The sequence below is a fragment of the Exiguobacterium sp. 8A genome, assembly GCF_902506275.1.
GTDB lineage: Bacteria > Bacillota > Bacilli > Exiguobacteriales > Exiguobacteriaceae > Exiguobacterium > Exiguobacterium profundum.
In genome coordinates this window covers 2,119,341-2,139,869 of sequence record NZ_LR733630.1, presented here as the reverse complement: position 1 = coordinate 2,139,869, position 20,529 = coordinate 2,119,341, and the positions used below count along the sequence as shown (strand labels likewise).

Annotated in this window: 18 protein-coding genes; 4 read left to right on the top strand and 14 right to left on the bottom strand. The window is 46.3% G+C overall.

Annotated elements, in window-relative coordinates; all coding sequences use genetic code 11:
- Positions 1–10: 10 nt before the first annotated feature.
- A complete protein-coding gene (locus GVY42_RS11155; protein ID WP_159563227.1) occupies positions 11–2,890 on the bottom strand; it encodes a DUF3427 domain-containing protein in 2,880 nt (959 codons plus the stop codon).
- 111 nt (positions 2,891–3,001) lie between these two features.
- Between GVY42_RS11155 and GVY42_RS11150 the strand changes: the two genes are divergently transcribed.
- Positions 3,002–3,544, top strand: a complete 543-nt coding sequence (locus tag GVY42_RS11150) for a histidine phosphatase family protein (protein ID WP_159563226.1) — start codon at positions 3,002–3,004, stop codon at positions 3,542–3,544.
- Positions 3,545–3,570: 26 nt separating this feature from the next.
- On the opposite strand, the gene GVY42_RS11145 is transcribed toward GVY42_RS11150, so the two are convergent.
- The 4 genes from GVY42_RS11145 to GVY42_RS11130 form a co-directional block, all read right to left on the bottom strand.
- Positions 3,571–4,434 carry a DegV family protein gene (locus GVY42_RS11145; RefSeq protein ID WP_159563225.1) on the bottom strand — a complete coding sequence of 288 codons (864 nt, stop codon included), beginning with the start codon at positions 4,432–4,434 and terminating at the stop codon, positions 3,571–3,573.
- 115 nt (positions 4,435–4,549) lie between these two features.
- Positions 4,550–5,032, bottom strand: coding sequence for a methylated-DNA--[protein]-cysteine S-methyltransferase (locus GVY42_RS11140; RefSeq protein WP_159563224.1), 483 nt, complete (start codon positions 5,030–5,032; stop codon positions 4,550–4,552).
- Positions 5,019–5,912 (bottom strand): DNA-3-methyladenine glycosylase, encoded by an 894-nt coding sequence (locus GVY42_RS11135; protein WP_159563223.1) that lies wholly within the window; start codon positions 5,910–5,912, stop codon positions 5,019–5,021. The genes GVY42_RS11140 and GVY42_RS11135 overlap by 14 nt, the downstream gene beginning before the upstream one ends.
- Positions 5,909–6,457, bottom strand: coding sequence for a bifunctional transcriptional activator/DNA repair enzyme AdaA (locus GVY42_RS11130; protein ID WP_159563222.1), 549 nt, complete (start codon positions 6,455–6,457; stop codon positions 5,909–5,911). The genes GVY42_RS11135 and GVY42_RS11130 overlap by 4 nt, the downstream gene beginning before the upstream one ends.
- A 173-nt stretch (positions 6,458–6,630) precedes the next feature.
- Here GVY42_RS11130 and mprF point away from each other — a divergent pair, with 173 nt between their 5' ends.
- The gene (gene mprF, locus GVY42_RS11125; RefSeq protein WP_159563221.1) at positions 6,631–9,123 is read left to right on the top strand and encodes a bifunctional lysylphosphatidylglycerol flippase/synthetase MprF; all 2,493 of its coding nucleotides are present in this window, start codon (positions 6,631–6,633) and stop codon (positions 9,121–9,123) included.
- A gap of 69 nt (positions 9,124–9,192) precedes the next feature.
- On the top strand, positions 9,193–9,687 hold the full coding sequence (locus GVY42_RS11120; protein ID WP_159563220.1) for a hypothetical protein: 495 nt from the start codon (positions 9,193–9,195) through the stop codon (positions 9,685–9,687).
- A 49-nt stretch (positions 9,688–9,736) separates the two neighbouring features.
- Here the strand turns inward: GVY42_RS11120 and GVY42_RS11115 are convergent, their stop codons facing one another.
- The 5 genes from GVY42_RS11115 to GVY42_RS11095 all read right to left on the bottom strand — a co-directional run bounded on the left by GVY42_RS11115 (position 9,737) and on the right by GVY42_RS11095 (position 14,590).
- Positions 9,737–12,127: a carbohydrate binding domain-containing protein gene (locus GVY42_RS11115; protein ID WP_159563219.1), complete on the bottom strand. Its 2,391-nt coding sequence runs from the start codon at positions 12,125–12,127 to the stop codon at positions 9,737–9,739.
- A gap of 162 nt (positions 12,128–12,289) precedes the next feature.
- Complete coding sequence (locus GVY42_RS11110) at positions 12,290–12,859, bottom strand: DUF1349 domain-containing protein (RefSeq protein WP_159563218.1); 570 nt, start codon at positions 12,857–12,859, stop codon at positions 12,290–12,292.
- A complete protein-coding gene (locus GVY42_RS11105) occupies positions 12,834–13,355 on the bottom strand; it encodes an NUDIX domain-containing protein (protein WP_159563217.1) in 522 nt (173 codons plus the stop codon). The genes GVY42_RS11110 and GVY42_RS11105 overlap by 26 nt, the downstream gene beginning before the upstream one ends.
- 13 nt (positions 13,356–13,368) lie before the next feature.
- A complete protein-coding gene (locus GVY42_RS11100; protein ID WP_159563216.1) occupies positions 13,369–13,863 on the bottom strand; it encodes an LURP-one-related/scramblase family protein in 495 nt (164 codons plus the stop codon).
- Between the two features lie 61 nt (positions 13,864–13,924).
- Positions 13,925–14,590, bottom strand: a complete 666-nt coding sequence (locus GVY42_RS11095) for an HAD hydrolase-like protein (RefSeq protein WP_159563215.1) — start codon at positions 14,588–14,590, stop codon at positions 13,925–13,927.
- Positions 14,591–14,735: 145 nt separating this feature from the next.
- Here GVY42_RS11095 and GVY42_RS11090 point away from each other — a divergent pair, with 145 nt between their 5' ends.
- Positions 14,736–15,179: a hypothetical protein gene (locus GVY42_RS11090; RefSeq protein WP_236548957.1), complete on the top strand. Its 444-nt coding sequence runs from the start codon at positions 14,736–14,738 to the stop codon at positions 15,177–15,179.
- A gap of 89 nt (positions 15,180–15,268) precedes the next feature.
- Here GVY42_RS11090 and GVY42_RS11085 read toward each other — a convergent pair whose 3' ends face one another.
- From GVY42_RS11085 to GVY42_RS11070, 4 genes are all read right to left on the bottom strand, one after another.
- Positions 15,269–15,919 carry a FusB/FusC family EF-G-binding protein gene (locus tag GVY42_RS11085; RefSeq protein WP_159563213.1) on the bottom strand — a complete coding sequence of 217 codons (651 nt, stop codon included), beginning with the start codon at positions 15,917–15,919 and terminating at the stop codon, positions 15,269–15,271.
- A 121-nt stretch (positions 15,920–16,040) separates the two neighbouring features.
- Positions 16,041–16,307, bottom strand: a complete 267-nt coding sequence (locus GVY42_RS11080; protein WP_159563212.1) for a CD3324 family protein — start codon at positions 16,305–16,307, stop codon at positions 16,041–16,043.
- A 246-nt stretch (positions 16,308–16,553) separates the two neighbouring features.
- On the bottom strand, positions 16,554–19,328 hold the full coding sequence (locus tag GVY42_RS11075; protein ID WP_159563211.1) for a glycoside hydrolase family 3 C-terminal domain-containing protein: 2,775 nt from the start codon (positions 19,326–19,328) through the stop codon (positions 16,554–16,556).
- Positions 19,325–20,401 (bottom strand): alpha/beta hydrolase, encoded by a 1,077-nt coding sequence (locus GVY42_RS11070; RefSeq protein ID WP_236548956.1) that lies wholly within the window; start codon positions 20,399–20,401, stop codon positions 19,325–19,327. The genes GVY42_RS11075 and GVY42_RS11070 overlap by 4 nt, the downstream gene beginning before the upstream one ends.
- Between the last annotated feature and the right edge of the window lie 128 nt (positions 20,402–20,529).

The window sequence follows — 20,529 nt, the reverse complement described above, 5'->3', positions numbered from 1 at the left end:
CGGCTTTTTATTAATGAGTTTGCTCGTGTAAGTAATCATATATCTGTTGATCGACACTCTCTTTTAGCATTAAATTCATCGTGACTACAGGAAGTTCTTGACCATTTTTATTTAGCATTGTTGTGTTTTTTATAGATTGTTGATCGGGTTTCACTTCACCTAAATAGTAAAAATCTCCGCCTTCATCGTCATCTTTTTTCACAAATAGATGAATATCAATGTTTTCTTTCTCTGAATCAATAATTTTACGTACTTCTTCAGATTTTGTGGTTCTTCGACTTCGAGTATACCAATGAAATACCTCTGGACTAATAAAGGAATCACCATAATTAACACTAGCTTCAACGTCTTCACTTTTATGATACGTTACAAATATAGGACATGTATGATGCTTAACTTTATAACCATACATTGTAGATTGCTCTTCTTTTTCCCAATTTAATAATCGACATACATCTTTTCTTGTGTATTTTTCCAATCTCGTTAAAGGTTGTGTTTGATTATACCGTTTACTTCGTAGGATTGATGCTTCTAGTAAGTCGTTTAACAACTTAGCAAACCACTCATTTTGTAACATATTTTGTATATATGAAGGTAATCGATACGTGTCACGATCAAATTCAACATACGGCTTATTACCATATTTTTTTCGATCTGCTTCATTAAAAAAGTTTAATGATAATACATTTTCTACTGATTTGACTGTTGCTTCATCTACTCGAACATGATGATCATGTAGGTAATTCATAAAATTGAGTTTACTTATAGAGCGATCAGATACCAAAATTTTCAATAAAAAAATCTCGTGTATTCTTTTACCTGATAAAAGTTCTTGCGTCGCCATAAGTAAAATTTGCTCTTCTTCTTTCGAAAGAAGAGGCACTTCACTTTCAACAACTCTTAAAAAAGCACCATAATGTCCATTTTTAGTTGCTATAACAACTGGATCCATTGAGTGGTTCTCTATAAAGTCAGTCAACATAGGCTGTCTACCTAATCGATTTTTTAAGTTCTGATATGCTTCTTTTAAAGTTCTTAAATCTGTTAATCTTGCTTGGTTGATTGATTCATAAATTCGTTCTTTAGCAACCGCTTCAAAATTAATAGTTGATGTACCAGAGATATAGCTTCGATCGATTACTTTACGACGAATAGAATCTTTATTTTGAGAACGATCATCTGAGAGAGCAATTGGAATTAAGTAATTATTTTTATAGTTTGCTATAAAATCAATAACGGTTACGTACCGTTTAGATTTATGCTTTCGTAAGCCCCTTCCTAATTGTTGAATAAATATAATACTCGACTCAGTTTGTCGAAGCATTACAACTTGATTAATACTCGGTATATCGATCCCTTCGTTAAATATGTCCACAGTGAGAATATAGTCGAGTAACCCTTGTTCTAAATTATTTACTTCTTGCTTTCGCTTTGCTTGAGTATCGTCCCCGGTTAAAGCACATGTTTTAAAACCTCGCGCATTTAATTGCTCAGACAAATATGTTGCTTCTTTTTTAGAACTGCAGAACATTAGTCCTCGCAACTTTTCCCCTGAATAGCCGTAGTATTTAATCTTTTCAATAATCCGATCAACTCTTTCAGTTGATACAAGTTTTTGGAACACTTCAATTTCTCTTTGCTCTCCATCAATTTCAAGATCAGTAACCCCAAAATAATGGAATGGGCATAGCATATTTTCTTCAAGCGCTTCTTGTAAACGAATTTCATATGCAATATTGTAATCAAAAAGTCTGAACAAATCATATCCATCTGACCGTTCAGGAGTAGCAGTCATTCCAAGTAAGAACTTCGGCTCGAAATATTCTAATAGTTTTTGATATGTATTTGCTCCGGCGCGATGACTTTCATCAATTAAGATGTAGTCAAAAGTTTCTCGTGTAAATTGATATAAAGTTTCATCCTTTGAAATGGTTTGAATGGTTGCAAAAACATATTTAGAATCAATTGCTCGACTTGTCCCTGACAAAATACCGAAATCTTCCATGTTTCCACCAATAACTTTATGAAAATCACTTATAGCTTTTTTCAAAATTTGTTCACGATGGACTACAAATAACATTCGCTTGGGTTCATACCTATGAACATCAAATGCAGCTAAATATGTTTTCCCAGTCCCTGTAGCTGATACGACAAGAGCGCGTTGATGCCCTTGCTGTCGGACTGTTTCAATACCGTCTAAAGCAGAGCGCTGCATAGCATTCGGTTTAATTTCAAGGTCTCGCTTAACTTGATTAAAATCGTGAGTATTTGGAAACTCGGCAACTCGATCTCTAACTATTGGACGATATACATTTTCATAGGCTTTAATCCATTCTAAAGTTAGCGGGATTGATTCATTCCACATCGTTTCAAATCGATTGAAAAAGTGTTGAACAATTTCACCGTTTTCATGAGATGTTAGTTTAATATTCCATTCGTAGTTTGTTTTTAATGCTCCTGCAGTTAAGTTCGAACTACCAACAATTAATGAATAATAGCCTTCATGTTGAAAAATATATCCTTTTGAGTGAAACGCATTCACATCTGCAATTCTTACGTCAACGTTCGGAATTTTCAAAAGTTCTTTAAACACTTTTGGCTGATTAAACAATTGGTATGTAGAAGTAATGATCTCGCCTCGGATATCTTTTTGATTTAAGTCGTATAATGTTGATTTAAGTGTTGCCAAACCTGATTCTGTAATGAATGCAACAGCAAACCGAAACTTCTTACAAATTTTCAATTCATCGAGTAATGCGGTTAATACATCCTGTCTTTTAACTCGTTCGTTTACTAAAAGTTCTGGTTTAAACGGACTAGAATGATCGTGATCTTTATCTATAAAACCCGTGTAAAGAGAGTTTTCTAATTGTCTTTTAAAATGACTCATTGCTTCCTCCTACTTATCATTAAGTAAATTGAAATATATTCTATACTATGAAATAGTTTTACATATATTTCATTATTGGCTTTTCACTAAAAATGTTCAAGGAGAATCCACATGCCCACACTCTATTTGATTCGCCACTGCTCAGCCGCGGGCCAAGAACCTGATGCCCCGCTCACAGAAGACGGTCACGCCCAGTCTTTATGGCTTCGCGATTTCTTTTCTGAACTCACAATCGACCGGATCATCTCAAGCGATTATACCCGTGCAGTCGCTTCGGTCACGCCACTCGCCGATGCTCATCACCTCTCGATTGAACGTGAACCGTTACTGAGAGAACGCATCCTATCTCACGAACCGCTCGAAGACTGGCTGACCCCATTACGTCAGTCGTTCAGCGACCCGACGTTCAAGTTGCCTGGTGCCGAATCTGCTATGGAGGCGACACAGCGCATCCTACAGGTCGTCGAGCACGCCAAAGCTTCGCATGCTTCGACCCTATTAGTGACGCACGGCAATCTGCTCGCACTCTTATTGCAACATCTTAACCCGCAATATGAGTGTGAGACATGGCGTAAGATGCGTAACCCAGATGTCTATCGTCTCGATTATCATGACAGCACACCGGTCATCGAGCATATTTGGCCAAACAAATAAGCCGTCTCGCGATGAGACGGCTTTTCTTACTTCTCTACAAAAAACATCGAGATGGCACCGAGTCCGACATGCGTTCCGACCGAGACCCCCATCTGCATGAGGTAAATCTCACCGGCGAAATCGGTTTCGCTTTCGAGCTTCGCTTTTAAGTTCTCCGCGATTCGTTGATCGGATGTGTACCCGATGATTACGAAATTGGTGATGTCCGGATTGACGCGTTTCACGAACTCGTCCGTATAATGCTTCAGCACTTTACGGGTGCCTCGCTCTTTGGCAACAATGGCGCCTTTCCCGTTCTTCATACTCATGATGGGCTTTACCATGAGTAGTTTCCCGATGATGGCACTCGCGTTTGAAATCCGTCCGCTCTTGATCAAGTGGTCGAGGTCATCTACGGATAAGAAGTGCTTCACTTTCGTCTTGTACGTCTCATTGAAATCAACGAGCTCTTCGAACGTCGAACCGGCTTCACGCATCTGTGCGCTCTTCAGCAACAGCCAGCCGCTACCGTGACTCATCGAACGAGAGTCGACGACATGGATTTTGACAGGTGAGTCAGGATGCGCTTCTTCAAAGTACTCTTTTCCGATGACCGCCGATTGATACGAGCCGCTCGTGCCGCTCGACATACAGATGCATAAAATCTCTTCGTGACCCGAAGCGACCGCATCTTCCATCAATTTCAAGAACGTCGCCGGGCTCGGCATCGCCGTCGTCGGGAATTCCGGGAGCGCTTCCAACATTCCGTAAAAATCATCCGGCTGGATATCCACCCGGTCCTGGTAAGACATATTGTTCATCGTAATGATCAACGGCGCGACCCCGATGTTGTACTGTTCAAGCACTGCATCTGATAAGTCACACGTCGAATCTGCTAATAATTTAATCATGCATTCCTCCAAAACTTTCTCCATGAGTGACGGGAATCGTCCTATAACTTCGTCGATTCCGACGTCACGATAGGACCTCTTCTAGTGTAGCAGATTTGGAGGGTTAAATGTTTTTTTACTGGGGTTGATGTGCAACTTGTTTTTCATGCTGCAAGAGCCATTCTTTTCGCCAAAGTCCACCGGCATAGCCCGTCAATTTCCCATTTGATCCGATGACGCGATGACAAGGCACGACGATGCTCAGCTTGTTGCGTCCGTTCGTCGCTCCGACTGCGCGGACAGCAGCAGGTCGCTTCACACGTTCGGCGAGTTCACGGTAAGAAGCCGTTTCTGCATACGGGATGGTTTGTAACGCATCCCACACGTCATGCTGAAACGTTGTCCCGATTTGCTCAGTCGGAAACGTAAACGTCATACGCTCACCGCGAAAATAGGCGTCTAGTTCCTCCCGGCACTGTCGCAATACATTTGGTACATCTTGCTCCATACTTCGTTTGCTTTCCCGTTCGACGAATAAGATCGATTGAATGGCCTGCTCTGTCCCGATGATTTCCAGGACGCCAATCGGTGTCTCCACGTCTAATTTATACGTTCCCATATAATGACCTCCACAGATAAAATGTCGCGTATCCTTCCCAACCTTGCCACGATTCACCGTAACGTTTCACCTCTTCAATCGTGGGCTTCTTCGATGTCCCTAACTGATGCTGAATCGCTTGATGTAATCCGACATCCGCAATCGGAAAGGCTGATGCGTCCTGAAAACACTTCATCAACACATAGTCTGCCGTCCATTCTCCGACACCCCGGATTGCCAGTAACCGTTCACGGATATTAGCTGAAGAGAGTGATTGTAAAGCTGTTTTCGACAGGTCTCCATTTGTTATTTCCCGTGCAATATCAATGACATACTCCGCTTTCCTGCGACTGAACTGAAGCTCACGTAACTCTTCCGGTTCGAGCAAGGCGATTCGCTCCGCCCGCGGGAACGTCCAGTACGTTCTTCCTCCGACAACTTGATGGTCTCCATATCGTTCGACGAATCGCCGCTTGATCGTATAGGCGAAGGACAAGGTAATTTGTTGCCCAATGATGGCCCATGTGAGGGCCTCGAACAAATCTGGGAAGCCAATCATCCGTAATCCGCGATGTGCTTCAATCAAAGGAGCCAGCAATTCATTTTTCGCCCCCATCGTTTCAAACGGCTTCAAATCGCGCTCAAGGTCTAACCAGTCTCGTACCTCACGTGCGACACGTTCCTTTTCTGTGTCTGAAACTTCATCGACTGGGAACCGTACACGAATGTGATGCTCCGCTTCTTGAAGCTCGATCAGGATGAGCCTTTCCCCGATTCGCATCAGCTTTCGAACCGTGTCAGGCGTTGTCACATGGAGCACTTCTTGTTCTGACCGACTCAAAAAGACGAGACACTCTTGAAAATCAAACGGCTGCTGTACAGCAAGTAACATCTCTGTCATATGTCCTCTCCTTTTCGATATGTGTTCGGTGTACAGCCTTTTACTTGCCGGAACACGCGGTAAAAGTTCGATGGTGTTTGAAACCCGACCTCATAGCAGACCGTCAGATTACTCATATCGGTCGTTCGTAATAAATATGCCGCCTTGTCGATTCGAATCCGTTCTAGTAGCTGCCTCGGTGTCTCTCCTGTCGCTTGAGTGAATGTCCGCTCCAAATGAAAAGGGCTCAGTTGCGCGTGTTCGGCAATCTGTTCGAGGCGAATGGGTTGTTTGTAATGGTTCAGGAGATATGTCGTCACTTGTTGAACGAGCGCACGGTGTGGGGCATGCTCGACTTCGGGCTGACATCGCTTGCACGGTCGGAAACCGTTCGTCTCCGCTTCTTCTCTCGTTAAATAAAAATCAACGTTCTCTTTCTTCGGTTTACGGGATCGGCACGATGGTCGGCAATAGATCCCTGTCGTTTTCACGGCTGTATAGAATAATCCATCGTAAGTTGCATCGCAGGCGAGCACTTTCGCCCACTTTTCGTCAAACGTCAGCATCTCCACACCCCTTTCTCCTCTCACTGTAGCAAATCTAAAATCAACATTTCGTCCTCTTTCTTGCGCTTACAATCCCCTCTTTTTGAAACGTTTTACAGATTTCATTCGTATCCTATAGTACGATTTAGACAGAAGATGCTGTCAGTCCTATGGCAGATAAGGAGAAGATCGCAATGCGTACTCGTTTTTCATGGAAACAATTAAAATGGCTCATTCCTATAGCGTTAATCGGTTTGATTTTGATTCAGAGCGGACAAGAGTTGAAAGACCTCTCGCTCGCGACCGCCTTCACGACACTGAAACAACTGACCGGTTGGGAACAGTTCACACTCATCCTACTCGGTGGGATCGCTGTCTTGACGATGACGGGCTATGACTATTTCCTGCTACGCTCTTTACATATCGAGCTACCGAAACGAAAAATCGTTCAAACAGCGTGGATCACGAACTCGATGAACGGGATGCTCGGCTTCGGCGGCGTGATTGGGATTGCCCTTCGTACATCCCTCTACCGTCCCTATACGGATACGAAACGCCTACTCCGTGCCATCGGCTGGATGACCCCGACACTCATCAGTGGTCTGTCCATTCTTTCCATCGGTGTGCTCCTCGGGATTTTCCCGGCTGGCGGGCTTATCGGTACGAAACCATGGATTTGGCCGGTGCTACTCGCCGTGAGTGCGATGCTCCCATTTTATTTGTTCGTCACATCACGCCGATCAAATGTCGGGTGGTCCACTCTGCTCGGGTACACGATGACCTCGCTCGCAGAATGGGTCACCGCAGGATTCGTCGCCATTTATGCCTTGACGTTACTAGACGGGTCGGCCTCGTTCGTGCAACTCTTCGGGGTATTCATCGTCGCGACGGTCGTCGGTGTCGTCTCCCTCGTCCCTGGGGGTGCCGGAACGTTTGACTTACTGTATCTCGTCGGGATGACTCAACTTGGGATTCATCAAGACATCGTCCTGTCTTCACTAATCATCTATCGATTCGTTTATTTTGTCGTTCCCTTTTTAATTGGACTTTTTCTCGCAGCCATCGCATTCGGAGACCAGGTCGTCAAACAAATCGAGTATCGGCCAATCATCGGGTCCTCTTATGAGATCGGGACCGTCGTCTGGCGCATCGTTTCGCGGACGCTTGCGAGGATTGGACGCCTGACTGGAAGTCTCATCGCACTCATGAGCAGTCTGTTGATTTGGTTCCAGACACTTCTCCCGAGCGTGACGCCACTCTATGAAGTGAATCGCTGGTTTGAATGGATTGGGACCCTTTTCTTATTGAGTGCCGGGCTTCTCATGTTTTTGTCTGTCTATGGCATGTATGTGCGGACAAAACGAACGCTCTGGTTACTGAACACTGCCTTCATCTTAGCGACCATCGGGGTCAGCGCTCGTGGTTTAAACCTGTTTGAGACGTTCGTTGTCATCGGGTTTGCAATGTTCGTCTGGTTGACACGCAAACGACACGTTCGATACCGTTCGATTTTAACGACAGGACGTCTCATCCGAAGCTTGATTTACGTCCTGCTCTATGTCGGCACCCACGCCCTCTTATTGCAGTCATTCGTAGGTACAGACGACTTATTCTTCACATCGCATCAAGCCGGTTGGTTGACGACGTTTGTCTTATTGTTAACTTCAATCGTAGCAAGTGTACTTCTGCTCTTGTTCGATCGTTGGAAACGTCCGGCGCTTGGAGAAGCCTATGATGAACATCGCATCCGACAGTTCCAAGCAACACAGCCCACATCGAGCAGTTTTGACTTGGCCCATATGGCAGATAAGCATTTTTACATGAATGAGGCCGGAGATGCGTGTCTGTTGTTTGCGACGTCTCGGAACCATGCCATCGTCCTTGGTGATATCCAAGGCGAGAAACAGGCTGCGACTTCTCTTTTGACGCGATTCATTGAAGATGCGGATCGAATCGGGTATATTCCTTTATTTTATCAAATTACACCGAATTGGATGCCTCGCCTTCATGATGCCGGATTCACGTTCTTCAAATTAGGGGAAGAGGCGACGATTGACGTCTCGGCCTTCTCCTTATCCGGGAAGAAGCGTGCAAATATGCGCTCTCTCTACAATCAGTTTGAGAAGAAGGGAATCACGTTCGACATCGTCTGTGAACCGAGCCTCTTGCTGTTACAAGAGTTAAAAGACATCTCAGACGAATGGATCGGGAATCGAAATGAGAAAGGCTTCTCTCTCGGATTCTTCGACTATGAAACGTTGACACGTTATCCGATTGCCTTGTTGCGAGATGCGGACGGTGTCGTCGTGGCTTTCATTTCTCTACTCCGGGGAGACGGGGCCATCTCCATCGATTTGATGCGTTCGAAAAATGATGCGCCGACCGGATCGATTGAAGTGTTGATCCTTCACATCATCGAATGGGCTCGCGCAGAAGGTTATGATCATGTCGGACTCGGCGTGGCACCACTTGCCGCCGTCGGAGAGCAGACATTCTCCCATTGGCCGGAGCGCGTCGCCGCCGACATTTTTGAAAACATCAGTTACATCTATCCGTTCAGTGGCTTACGACAGTTCAAACAGAAGTTCAAACCGTCGTGGGAAGGACGCTATCTCGCGTTTCGTCAACGCCGGAAGTTACTACCCTCGATTTTACGGACAGCGCGATTGATTAGTCGGAAAAAGTAAAATCCCTTAATTTGGTTTTTGTGTTACGATATTTACAGATCCTACTACTTTCATCTGTGAGAGGTGACTATGAATCAAATTCAAATACGGCGTTATGGATTTGTATTTGGCTACATTATCTTAATGGCTTCAATCATTGGTGCTATCTTTTTCGCGGACTTCAATTCATCTATTTCGCCGAACCTTGAGCGAGAATCAGCTTCGAAGCGATTGCCAGTCGAGACGGAGTCAGCACCTCCTTCATTCGAAGAGGAAACCACTTTTGAATCCAACGATTTATTGTTCGGAATATCAAATGAGTTGGCCGTTTTCATTATTTCATTTGGTGCAATTTTAGATGTAGTAATCGTCATTTGGTGGGCGTCCCGAGAAAATAAAAAAACTGAACAGCAATCAGGCGAATTAAGACACAAGAGAAGATGGAGAGAGTCGAAATGGTTTTGGAACATCGTCGCTATGGGTGTCATTCAACCGAATGATCAACGATACAAAATCAATTGGTTGAACCTTATATTTGTGACCTTGTTGATTCACGCCCTTCTCTACATGTTATTCCGTGATTAAGCAATAAAAAACGACAGTATATCAGCGCGATATGCTGTCGTTTTTGAATTCATTTCAACGTCACACTCACATTGTCAATTGTGATGTCATGAGCCCCGAGTGGCGACCCTTCTGTGCGTCCCATCAAGAACTTCAATCCTGTGACATCTGTCACCGGCATCGTCACTTCAAACGTGTACGTGTTCGTTTCTGGTGTGACCGCTACGACTTCGCTCAAATAGCGATAGTACCCGACATTCTCTAACGTCACTTCGAATGAACGAGCGACAGTAGAGGATGCATCGAATTGGACGACGTAGGTTTGATCTTGTTGTAACTCAAGACCCACTTGTTCCAAGAGGACACTCCACGCTTCGTTCCCTTCTTGCGTAATCGAGATATGTGCCGCCTCGTTCACCGCTTCGACAGCAGCCTGTGCGTCAAAGTGGACATAGGAGCCCCAGTGTGTGAGACCTTCTGTGAATGCTCCGTTTTTAAGTGGAGACGGGTCGATATAAACTGGTGTGACATCGCGCAATTCGACGTCATCGATTTCAATCACACCTTTTTCAGAACCGAGAATGAACTGAAGCTGACTCATGAGGTCGGTTCCGGCTTCCATCGTGAACGGAATTTCATACGTATCGAACGCTTCAGATAGCGCGATACGCTCTAGCGGAAGGTAGGTATCCTCTTTCGCTCCGTTCAATCCTACTAGCAGACCGTCTACACGCTCTGCACGTGCTTTGAAGCGAAGAACGTATTCATGTCCTTCTTGCAATTGAATGCCTTGTTGCACCAACGTTGCCGGTGCTCCTTTTTTCTTGTTCGTTTCAAAACGGAAGAGACGCTCTACTGAATCGACCGTTCCTGTCCCTTTCGTGACACCTGGGTCGAACGTCCAATACGTCATACGATCCATCGCACCTTGGTCGAACGTACCGTTATATACATGGTTCCCGTCCCCGAGCATCGGCTTCGTCGCATTCGGATCGAATGCCTCACGAGGCGTCTGCTCGACACGGACGTTCCCGATTTGGACACCCGACGTGCTGAGTCCAACGTTGAACTCGAGACGTGCCGCAAGGTCAGTCTCTTCGGTCATATCGAATGTCATCGAGTACGTTTGGACGTCTGTCGTCAAATCGAATGACCCTTCATCTGAATATTTCGCATAGCCTCGTTCCGGACCACCACCGACTTTAACGGCGATTGAACGCGCCGCATCCGCTTTAGCATCAAACGTCACTTTATAGTGTCCACCTTTTCCGAGCGATACATTTTGAATCAATTGATGCGAGTATGGTTGGCTTCCTGCCTGATCAATCGAAATGTCGGCGAATCGTGTCCCCGCCAAGTCGACCACATCGATGGAGCCGACACCACCAAAGTCAGGAAGCGACACGTAGTTCCAATACGTCGGGTTGAGCGCCTGCGCACCGTTCGTTACCGTCGTAATCGGTTCAGTGTAGTTTTCGTCATAGACAAGATTCCCGTCTTCTAAAGGTTGTTTCGAACCTTCCGGCAACACGATTTCTTCATCCGAGTACGTCGGTTCGACAGCATCACGATACTTCCCGTTCTTCAAGTCAAACACACGGACGTAATCGACTTCCATCTCTGCCGGGAATGGTGTCGTCTCGTCAACGTCCCCATCGAACCATCCACCGACCGCCAAGTTCATAATCAAGTAAAAATCTTGGTCGAATGGTGCAGGATAGCTATATTTCGATGCTTTGTTCGCTTCTTTCGCATACCAGTCATTTTGCGTTTGGTAGAGCTGACCGTCTACATACCAACGAATCTCACCTGGTTCCCACTCGACCGCATATGTATGCCACTTGTCGATGCCGTCACCTTCTGCGAAGTGATAATCTTTCCCCGTATATTTGTTGTTCGGCCACGTTTCTCCGTAGTGAATCGTGCCAGCGACTTTATCTGGCTGACTGCCCCACGACTCCATGATGTCGATTTCACCTGATGCGGCCCAACCACCGTAGCGGTCTTCTTCTGGCAGCATCCAAAACGCCGGCCACAGTCCTTTACCGGTTGGAAGTTTGGCTCGCATCTCATAACGACCATATGTCTTACTGAACGTCCCCTTCGTCGTCAACTTCGCCGATGTGTAATCATAGGTGCCGAATTGATCCGATGCTTGTTCTTTCTTTGCACGGATGACGAGCTTCCCGTCTTTCACGAAAGCGTTTTCGTTTTTGTCCGTGTAAAATTGCTTCTCATTGTTTCCCCAACCGGCAGCGACTGGATTTCCGTCTTTGTCGACAATCCAGTTCCCCGTTTCAAAATTCCATTTCGAGTGATCGATTTCAGACTTGCTAAACTCATCTGACCAGACAAGTTTCCACTTAGCGTCATCGGCTTTTGAACTCTTTTCAGCCGGCACCTCTTGTGGCAAGGATAGGGCAAGGCCTGTCCCGAGTGCGAGTGCAACCCATTTCTTCATCGTGCGTCCTCCTTTAGGATAAATGATTGTCATATGTCAGTCCGTACTTTTGAAAGCGATTTCCGAAAGCGCTTTCGATAAATCCATTATAGATTTTTCTTTGCTAAAACTTCAACCACTTTTCGGAAGTGAAATCAAACTGACACATAAAAAAGCACCGACTCACGTCGATGCTTCCCGTAGTTCCCAATTCGAAAATGTCACGTCAAAACCTGTCGCATTCACATCCGGACTACAGGCATATAGACCGATGCGTAACGTCGACACATCGTGAAGGTGAGCGATGCGAAGCTGTTCACGCATACCGTCACCATATTCAAAGAAAATCTCCACATCCCCGTCGGTATAAACCATTTCAAACGTCAAGGGTTGTTGAATCATCTCATTTGAAAAATCACGTGTCGACCAATCGGAATAGCCAAACGAGGTGACGACTGCGCCAAGATGGGACGGTCCGTCCGGAATGTACTCGACAGATGTCTTGATCCAATGGTCATCGTTCACATATAAGACGATTCCGGCCTGATCATATGTATGGCTCGGTTCCATCTGGATTGTCGCCCGACATGTAAATCGTTTGGCTTTAACGTTTGTCAATAACGCATGTGCCGTCATCCGATTGAATCCGTAATGTGTGTTTCGCCAAAAGTCCGTATTTGGCAAAGTGCGGAAAGTTAGCGGTTCAAGTCCGTTCACGCTTTTTGGTTCATTTATCCACTTGTACGTATGCATGACGATCAATCCCTCCCCATTGTCCTCGCATGGCAAACAGTAACGGTATGAATTCATGCTGTTGAATCATCTGCAGAATTGTCGCCTCATCCGCCCATTTCACGGCCTGTACTTCAGATTCTTGAAGCGTCAGCTCATTCAAATCCACTTCCATTTCGACCAAATAAATATCGTCAAACCCTTCGTCAAAATTGACTGTCAGGTGCGGTCGCGTCTGGGATAGATCAAGCTTGAGTCCAATCTCCTCTTCGAGCTCCCGCATGGCGGCTTGCTGGCTTGTATCTCCTACCGTGGCACTTCCACCGACTGTGATATCCCACATGTTGGCCCAACCATCCTTGAACGGTTGGCGCTGTTGAATCAACATCTCGCCCTTCTGGTTAAAGATACACACGTGAATCACAAGGTGATACTCGCCTTCTGGCAATCGATTTCCCCGTTGCCACGTGCGACCGGTCTTTTCTCGGTCGACCGTATAAACGTCCCAAAATTCCATTCGATACTCCCCTTTATGTGGCTGCGCTAGATGACGCTGCTTGATCCGCTTTCGCACAATCGATAGCTACGACGATAGAGATAAGAAGGTGCTCCATCTCCGGTTCTTCGACACGAATCTCGTAACTATCTCCCCATGAGAACCATTTCTTTTGTACACTTCCGATCGAATGTCCATCCTTCGTCACATCAAAATCCATGTCCCACCAATCGCCTTGGACATCAATGCCTGCCGCATCAATCGAATATTTTGGTTTGAAAAATGAAAACTCTTTCGAAATGGTCATCATATCTGCGCCGTCCACTTCCACAAAAAACTTCGGCAAGAAACTGAATGTCTTTTTCGTAATCGTCGTGACCGTCTGATCGTTCGTATCTTTGATTTCGAATGATTTTGGAAACTTCATAAAGCTACCTTCGATGAAATATTTGTCATGTCCGTCCGCATCCTTGATGGTGAAACGTCCGCGTAAGCTTAACACTTTTTGTTTCATGTAGAGCGTGTGCATGATGATCCCTCCGATTTGTTGTAGTCCTTTACTTACGAATCTAACCCTGAAATCGATTCACTTATCGCGAAGCTGTCTCCTTCGAAACGATATCGAGAACTTCTGCTAAGTGATTCACGACGTAATCCGCTTCTTGTAACTCTACTTCTTGTGCGAAGTCAAAACGACAGCCGATTGAAATGAGTCCGTTCGCTTGTGCAGCCATGATATCCGATAATCGGTCTCCGACTACGAAGCCATCCTGAATCTTATACTTCTTCACGATTTCAGCCACTAAATCGCCCTTATCCAACGTGTCGATTTGTTGAATGCTATATGTTGCTGTGATCCAACGGTCCAATTCATAGTGCGTGACGATGGCTTGTAAATAGTCCACCAAACCATTACTTGCGACGAAGATGGAATGCCCCATTTGATGCAATTGTTCAAACAGTTCGAGTACCCCTGCATATAATCCACCATTCCCGTTTTGGATGTTTTTGATGAGTCGTTTTAAGAAATAGGCATCGACCTCTTCTCTAGTTTGTTCATCGTATTGTGGGAGCAATGTGTTCCAAACAACTGGCAACGGTACCCCCATGATGTTCCGATATTGATCAATCGGTGTCGGACCTATCCATTTTTCTTCACTTCGTAAATGATCAAACGTTTCATCTAGCGCCCGTTCCAAAATCAAATCTGTCCGAAACAATGTTCCGTCCATGTCAAAAATCACTGCGTGTTTCATCCGCTTCCCCATCGTTAATCGAATCATGGTTGTCTGTCTATCATACGACAACTTCTGTCAATTCAACTCATCGTTTCGTACTTCGTATAGCTCGAGTAAGATGGTCTTAGTAGTAATCTTTCAAAAACGGATGAGGTGAGCAATGATGTGTCATCAAATTTTCATCGAGATTAATCTTGATTCGTTAACATACTCTGGTCAAATTATTGGCGAAATCAACTTTGTCATTGATACATACGATTATTTCCCGGGAGTAGGATGGTCTGATTTCGTTGCTGTCCTTTTAAAATGGTGGAGTGACAGCTGTCGAGCACTTTTGTTCGCTCCAGTGGCATCCGTTCATTCGTTTCCATTTATGGATGGTCCCCTTTCTATATCCGCCAAAAAGATATCTTTGTCTGAACTCGAATTATCATTTATTAAAGATGGTCAAATGAAGACGGAAATCGGTATCGTTTTAATTAAAGAACTGAAGGTTACTCTTATTAAAGCAACACGACAGTTTATTAATGCAGTAAATCGATTGGGCTGGGAAAATGAAGACGTGGATGTACTCAGACATACAATCAAATCACTAGAAGCATTTTAAAGAATGAACAGACTGCTCGTGAATAAAATTGAAAACCATGCCGCTTGATTTGTTTTGTTGGTTTAACATAAAAAGACCTGACTGGGTTGTCAGGTCTGCAATGCTGTATGAACAAAAGTATGCAAAGCCTCTTGGCTCGTGATGTGTTCGTTGCACGTCTTACTGTCTACACATACATATGTGCCGATGGCTTTGTAATAGTCCGGATTTTTCGCTTGTTTCGCTTTGGTGATCGTAACGCAGTACGTCACATCCGTGAACTGATTACAAAAGGCACATATATTTTTCTTCGTATTCGTACTCGGTTTACATGCAATGCCAATCAATTGACCTTCGTATTGGCAAATCATCAACTTTTGATTGGAACGTCCATCGTTCCAACCTAGATACGTGAGTCGTCCAAAATCAACATCGGATAACTCCGGTAAGCGAAGCTTCTTTTGTTTCGGGAACAAACTCTTCAGTTGCTCGGCAGAAATAACGGGAAATGGTTGAACCCATTCTCGTAATCGTTGCATATATTCGTCGAACGCTTCGTTCGTCTGTAGCGTTGTGAACTGTAACAGCTTCAGTTGTTCAGTCGTTGCCTCAGGGAATGCATACATCACTTTCGCTTGTGCCAAGTCGATGACTGCTCGCAAGACAGAAGGCGGCAAGCTTTGCATTCGACTCTCTTTGACGAGCATCACTTGTTCTTTGATGAGATTATATTGTTCGTTTTGAATAAATGGATCTGACATTTTGTCGCCCCCTTCCTTAATTCTCAGTTTACAGGAAACAATGCTTCCTTACTGTGTACACTTTGATTAAGAAATATAGTCGACCTAAAAAGGCACGACTAGCGAACTAGTCGTACCTCATTCATTTCGAACGGTATACAATCTTTCGAATCGTGTGCGTCGCCAAATGATAGGACATGGCCAGATTTTCGATTCGCTCTCCGTTCCGAAACGCTGCGCGTATGGCTTCGTTTCGTTCATCAAGTAATTGTTTTCCACCGTTGACCGACCCCCATTTCCGTTTCGTGTCAGTCGGGGTCGGCACATATAACGTTTCACCTTGTACGTATTGTTGCACCTCTTGCAACAATCGTTCTGGCAGGATTTGTTGCGCATTGACGTACTTCATCATACCTCGCTCCTTATTGAATGAATCCAATCCGATAAGGGAGCAAAGCCAAGTGGTTTACGTTAAAATCAAGCGATCAAGGTATTCGTTTCGCCCCATGCAAGTGATCGCCTTTCGTCCAAATGGCTTTGCATGAGTGCGTGAAGACCTAGAAAATCGAAGCCGATTTTCCACGGGTATGCGCCTCCTTTGCGATGTGTCGTTCTTTTGATTATACCGGATTCAATGAATCGGCAAAAGGGCAGCTCAGCCGTTCTTCATACTGAATTCATCTGCGAGCGTGAAGGACACGTCCTTCACTTCTAAGCCGCTTAACGCGAAATAGAGCTGGAGATAATTATGCTGGTTCAAGAAGAAGACCTGCTTCGTCTGCGTCACCCATTCTCCGTCCGTCCCATTAAACGTGAACGTCGCACCCGGGATATTGTTCGCAAACAATGTCACCGGCATCTGTGCCAACTCTCCCGCGTTCGAACGGGCAGTCAACGTGATGTCATACGTCCCCGTTTGGTCGACCGAGATAGCGAAGACGTGTGTGTTTCCGGTCGAGGTATCGATTCCTGACAAATCCACATGTTCCCCGTTTTCGAGATGTTGATAGTCCAACTCAAATGTATCCTGTTGATTCATCTCATCCTCAAAGCCGAGCACCTCGACTGAACCGTCATGAATCCCGAGAAGACGCTCCATCGCCGGTGATTTCAAGATGAACGTACAAATATTACGCGCGCTCCGCAACAACTCGCCCCGTGTGACACTCCCTTCTTCGAGTGATGCCATCGTGTTATCCTCGAACGAGTTGAGGTCCGGACGGTCGACGACCATGTACAAGTCGTTTTGTGAGCGAACCATCGCTGCCGTATTTTGACGGTTGGCCGACTCATCCTCACGGAAGTTCACTTTTGCCCACCAGTCTGTCATGACGATGCCTTCAAAGCCCCACTCATCACGTAAGATACGCGTATTTTGATCGTATAGACCGGCCGTCCAGATCCCGTTGACCGCGCCATATGTTGTCATGATGGACGATGCGCGTCCTTCTTTCACCGCCATCTCGAACCCTTTCAAATAAATCTCGCGTAACGCCCGCTCCGAGACGACCGAGTCGATATCGTGACGATGCGCTTCTTGGTTATTGGCGCTGAAGTGTTTGAGCGTTCCCGTCACCCCGACACGATGCATGCCGTTCAATTGAGCGACCGCCATCTTCCCAGTCAAATGCGGATCTTCCGAGAAATACTCGAAGTTTCGACCATTCAACGGGTTACGGTGAATGTTCATCCCTGGTCCGAGCAACGTGTCGACGCGGTTTTTTCGCATCTCAAGCCCAGTCATCTCAAACAAGTCTTCGACGAGGTCGACGTTGAACGTGGAAGCTAAAAGCGTCCCGTTCGGAAGCGCGAACGCCTTCGTCCCGATATCCATGCGAATGCCTGATGGACCATCGGCACAACATGCCGCTGGAATCCCAAGCTCGTTCAACCGGTCGGATACGCCACCAAACGCCGCTGCCGTCCCCGGTGTGACGCGTGGAGAATTCATCCCTTGTCCGCGGACAATCGCAGCCAAATCTTCATCCGTCAATTGATCTAAGAATGTGTCGAGTGAAGCCTTTCCATGATACACATCACTCAATTTGATGTCTTGGTCATCTGTGAAAGGTCGCTTCTCAGGACGTTCTTCCAAATAGCGCGTCTCCACGTCAACGGCGCGAAGCGGCGTCGACTCGTAGCCTACTTCAAATCCTTTTTCGCCCTGAATCGGTTTCATCCGTTCGAACGGGAGGACGGGCGCCATATTTTCACTTAACGTCTCGAGGACACGTTGCTCCTGTTGCTCGACTTCGAGAGCGAGTGTAGCCGAACGCACATCCGTTCCGACGTACAACCGATACGTTCCTGCCTCTAAAACGAAGCTCGATTCATAACCCGTCACGCCAGAGTCGTCATAGCTCGCAAAGTCAGTCATCTGGACGTTGAAAGAAAGGATTTGGCGCTCGCCCGGTTCAAGAAGCAAGGTTTTCTCGAACGCCACCAATGACCGGAGCGGATTCCCGAGCTTCCCTTGCGGTTTCTCGACGTAGAGTTGGACGACTTCTTTCCCATCGCACTCACCCGCGTTCGTCACTTCCACCTCGACCGTCAGGACACCATCAGTTTCTGCGGTATGCTTTACCTCCGTTTTGAACGTCGTGTAAGACAGTCCGAATCCGAATGGATATAAGACATCCTCCTTCGCGAACGTTTCGAAGTAGCGATAACCGACATAGATGTCTTCTTGATAAATGCCTTTATCTGCATGACCAAAGTTCTTCGTCGACGGATAATCTTCAATCGATTGAGCAATCGTATCCGTCAGTTTCCCGGAAGGACTCACATCTCCGACGAGCACGTCGACGAGTCCTTTTCCACCTTCCATCCCACCTTGCCAAGCATAGAGGATGGCACTCGGCTCCTTCGCCCACTTCATGTCGATGATGTTCCCAACGTTCAACACGACGACCGTCTTGTCGAAGCGTTTCGTGACGCGCTCGATCATCGTGTGTTCGATATCCGTCAATAAGTAACTACCCGGATCGGCCGTGTTGTCACGGTCTTCTCCTGCCGTACGTCCAATCATGATGAGGGCGACATCTGATTCTTGTGCCACCTGTTCGACGAGTTCGTCCGTTACGTCCATCTCCTGTTGCGACCACGGTTCACCGGCCCAACCGACACCTTGGTCGAACGGATTCTCCTTCACCCATTCCTCATACGTCGCATAGAGCGATTCATTGATATGAATATCTGGACGCTCGCGCAATGCCTCGAGCGGCGTCGTGACATGTCCGACGTTCACCATCCCGCCTGAGCCCGTACCGCTCTTGTAGTAATGGAACTGGCTACGACCAAATACGGCGAGCTTCGTCCCTGACTGTAATGGGAGGGTCTTCTGTTCGTTTTTGACTAACACGACACCTTCCGCGACCGCTTGACGTGCCAATTCCTCATAACGAGTCCAATCCAATGTATACTGTTTCATTTCGTCAGCTCCTTAAGTCCTTTTGCGATTACATTCATACAATCGTCTGCCTGTGGATAGTCTCCCAACTTGTCCATGAAGGCATGGTCCATCCCCCGATATTGAATGAGGCGTGTCGGGACACCCGCTCGTGCCAGTTTCCGCGCATACGCCTCCCCTTCGAGTCGTAAGTAATCGTACTCCGCCGTCACAATCAAAGTCGGTGGTAGGCCTGAGACATCGTCTGCGAATAATGGTGAGACGAGCGGATGCGTGACATCCACCTCCCCTTGAAGATAGAGGTCATTTAAGAGCGAATCCGAGTCGGCGAGGGCGAGCACGACACCTCGAATTAGGTCGTGATGATGCGAGATATCATAAGCATCGAGCGCCCATTTAAAATCATCTGTCGGAATCGAACCCAGATTGACGACGGGATAGACGAGCGCTTGATAACAAATGCGTCCTTCCCCTCGTTCTTGCTCCATCAGACAGCAAGCCGTTGCCAAATTACCGCCAGCACTATCCCCTGCGACAGCAATTTGATCACGAAGGACGTTCAACTCCGTCGCGTTGGCATATACCCATTCCAAAGCGCGGTAACAGTCATTCAATCCGGCCGGGAACGGATGCTCCGGGGCGAGACGATAATCGACGGAGAGGACAACCGCGTTCGCTCGTTCCGCGAGCAACTTACAAGGATTCTCAACCGTCTCGAGCGTGCCTCCGAAGAAGCCGCCACCATGGAAGAAGAGAATGGCTGGGATGGCTTCAGTATGATGCGGACGATACAGACGAACCGGGATGTCACCGTCCTCACTAGGAATCATGAGATACTCGGTTTTGATATCAGTCGTCGTCTGATCCCGGTTCGGCCACCCCATGCTGGCGCGTGCCACCTCGAGGTCAAATGTTGTATCCGGTTCATCGTGCGAAGAATGATTTGCGGTCAACGTCGCAAAGACACGTGGGTCAAGATCGCCGGTACGGTCTGCATCCGGTATGGGTTTGATGACGGTTTCGAGGTGGTTTGTTCTCGTAAGTTGCTGATGCTGATTCAAATAATCCATGAGATTTTCATAACTGTGTTTCAATATGTAGACCCCTTTCACCAGTACTTATTTTTATATGAAATTGGCTTTCCTAATGCCTTTCGGTCTATAATGGACTGTATTGCAAATAGACATTGAAATTTTCTGAAGCAGAAGTTTTCACGAAAGAA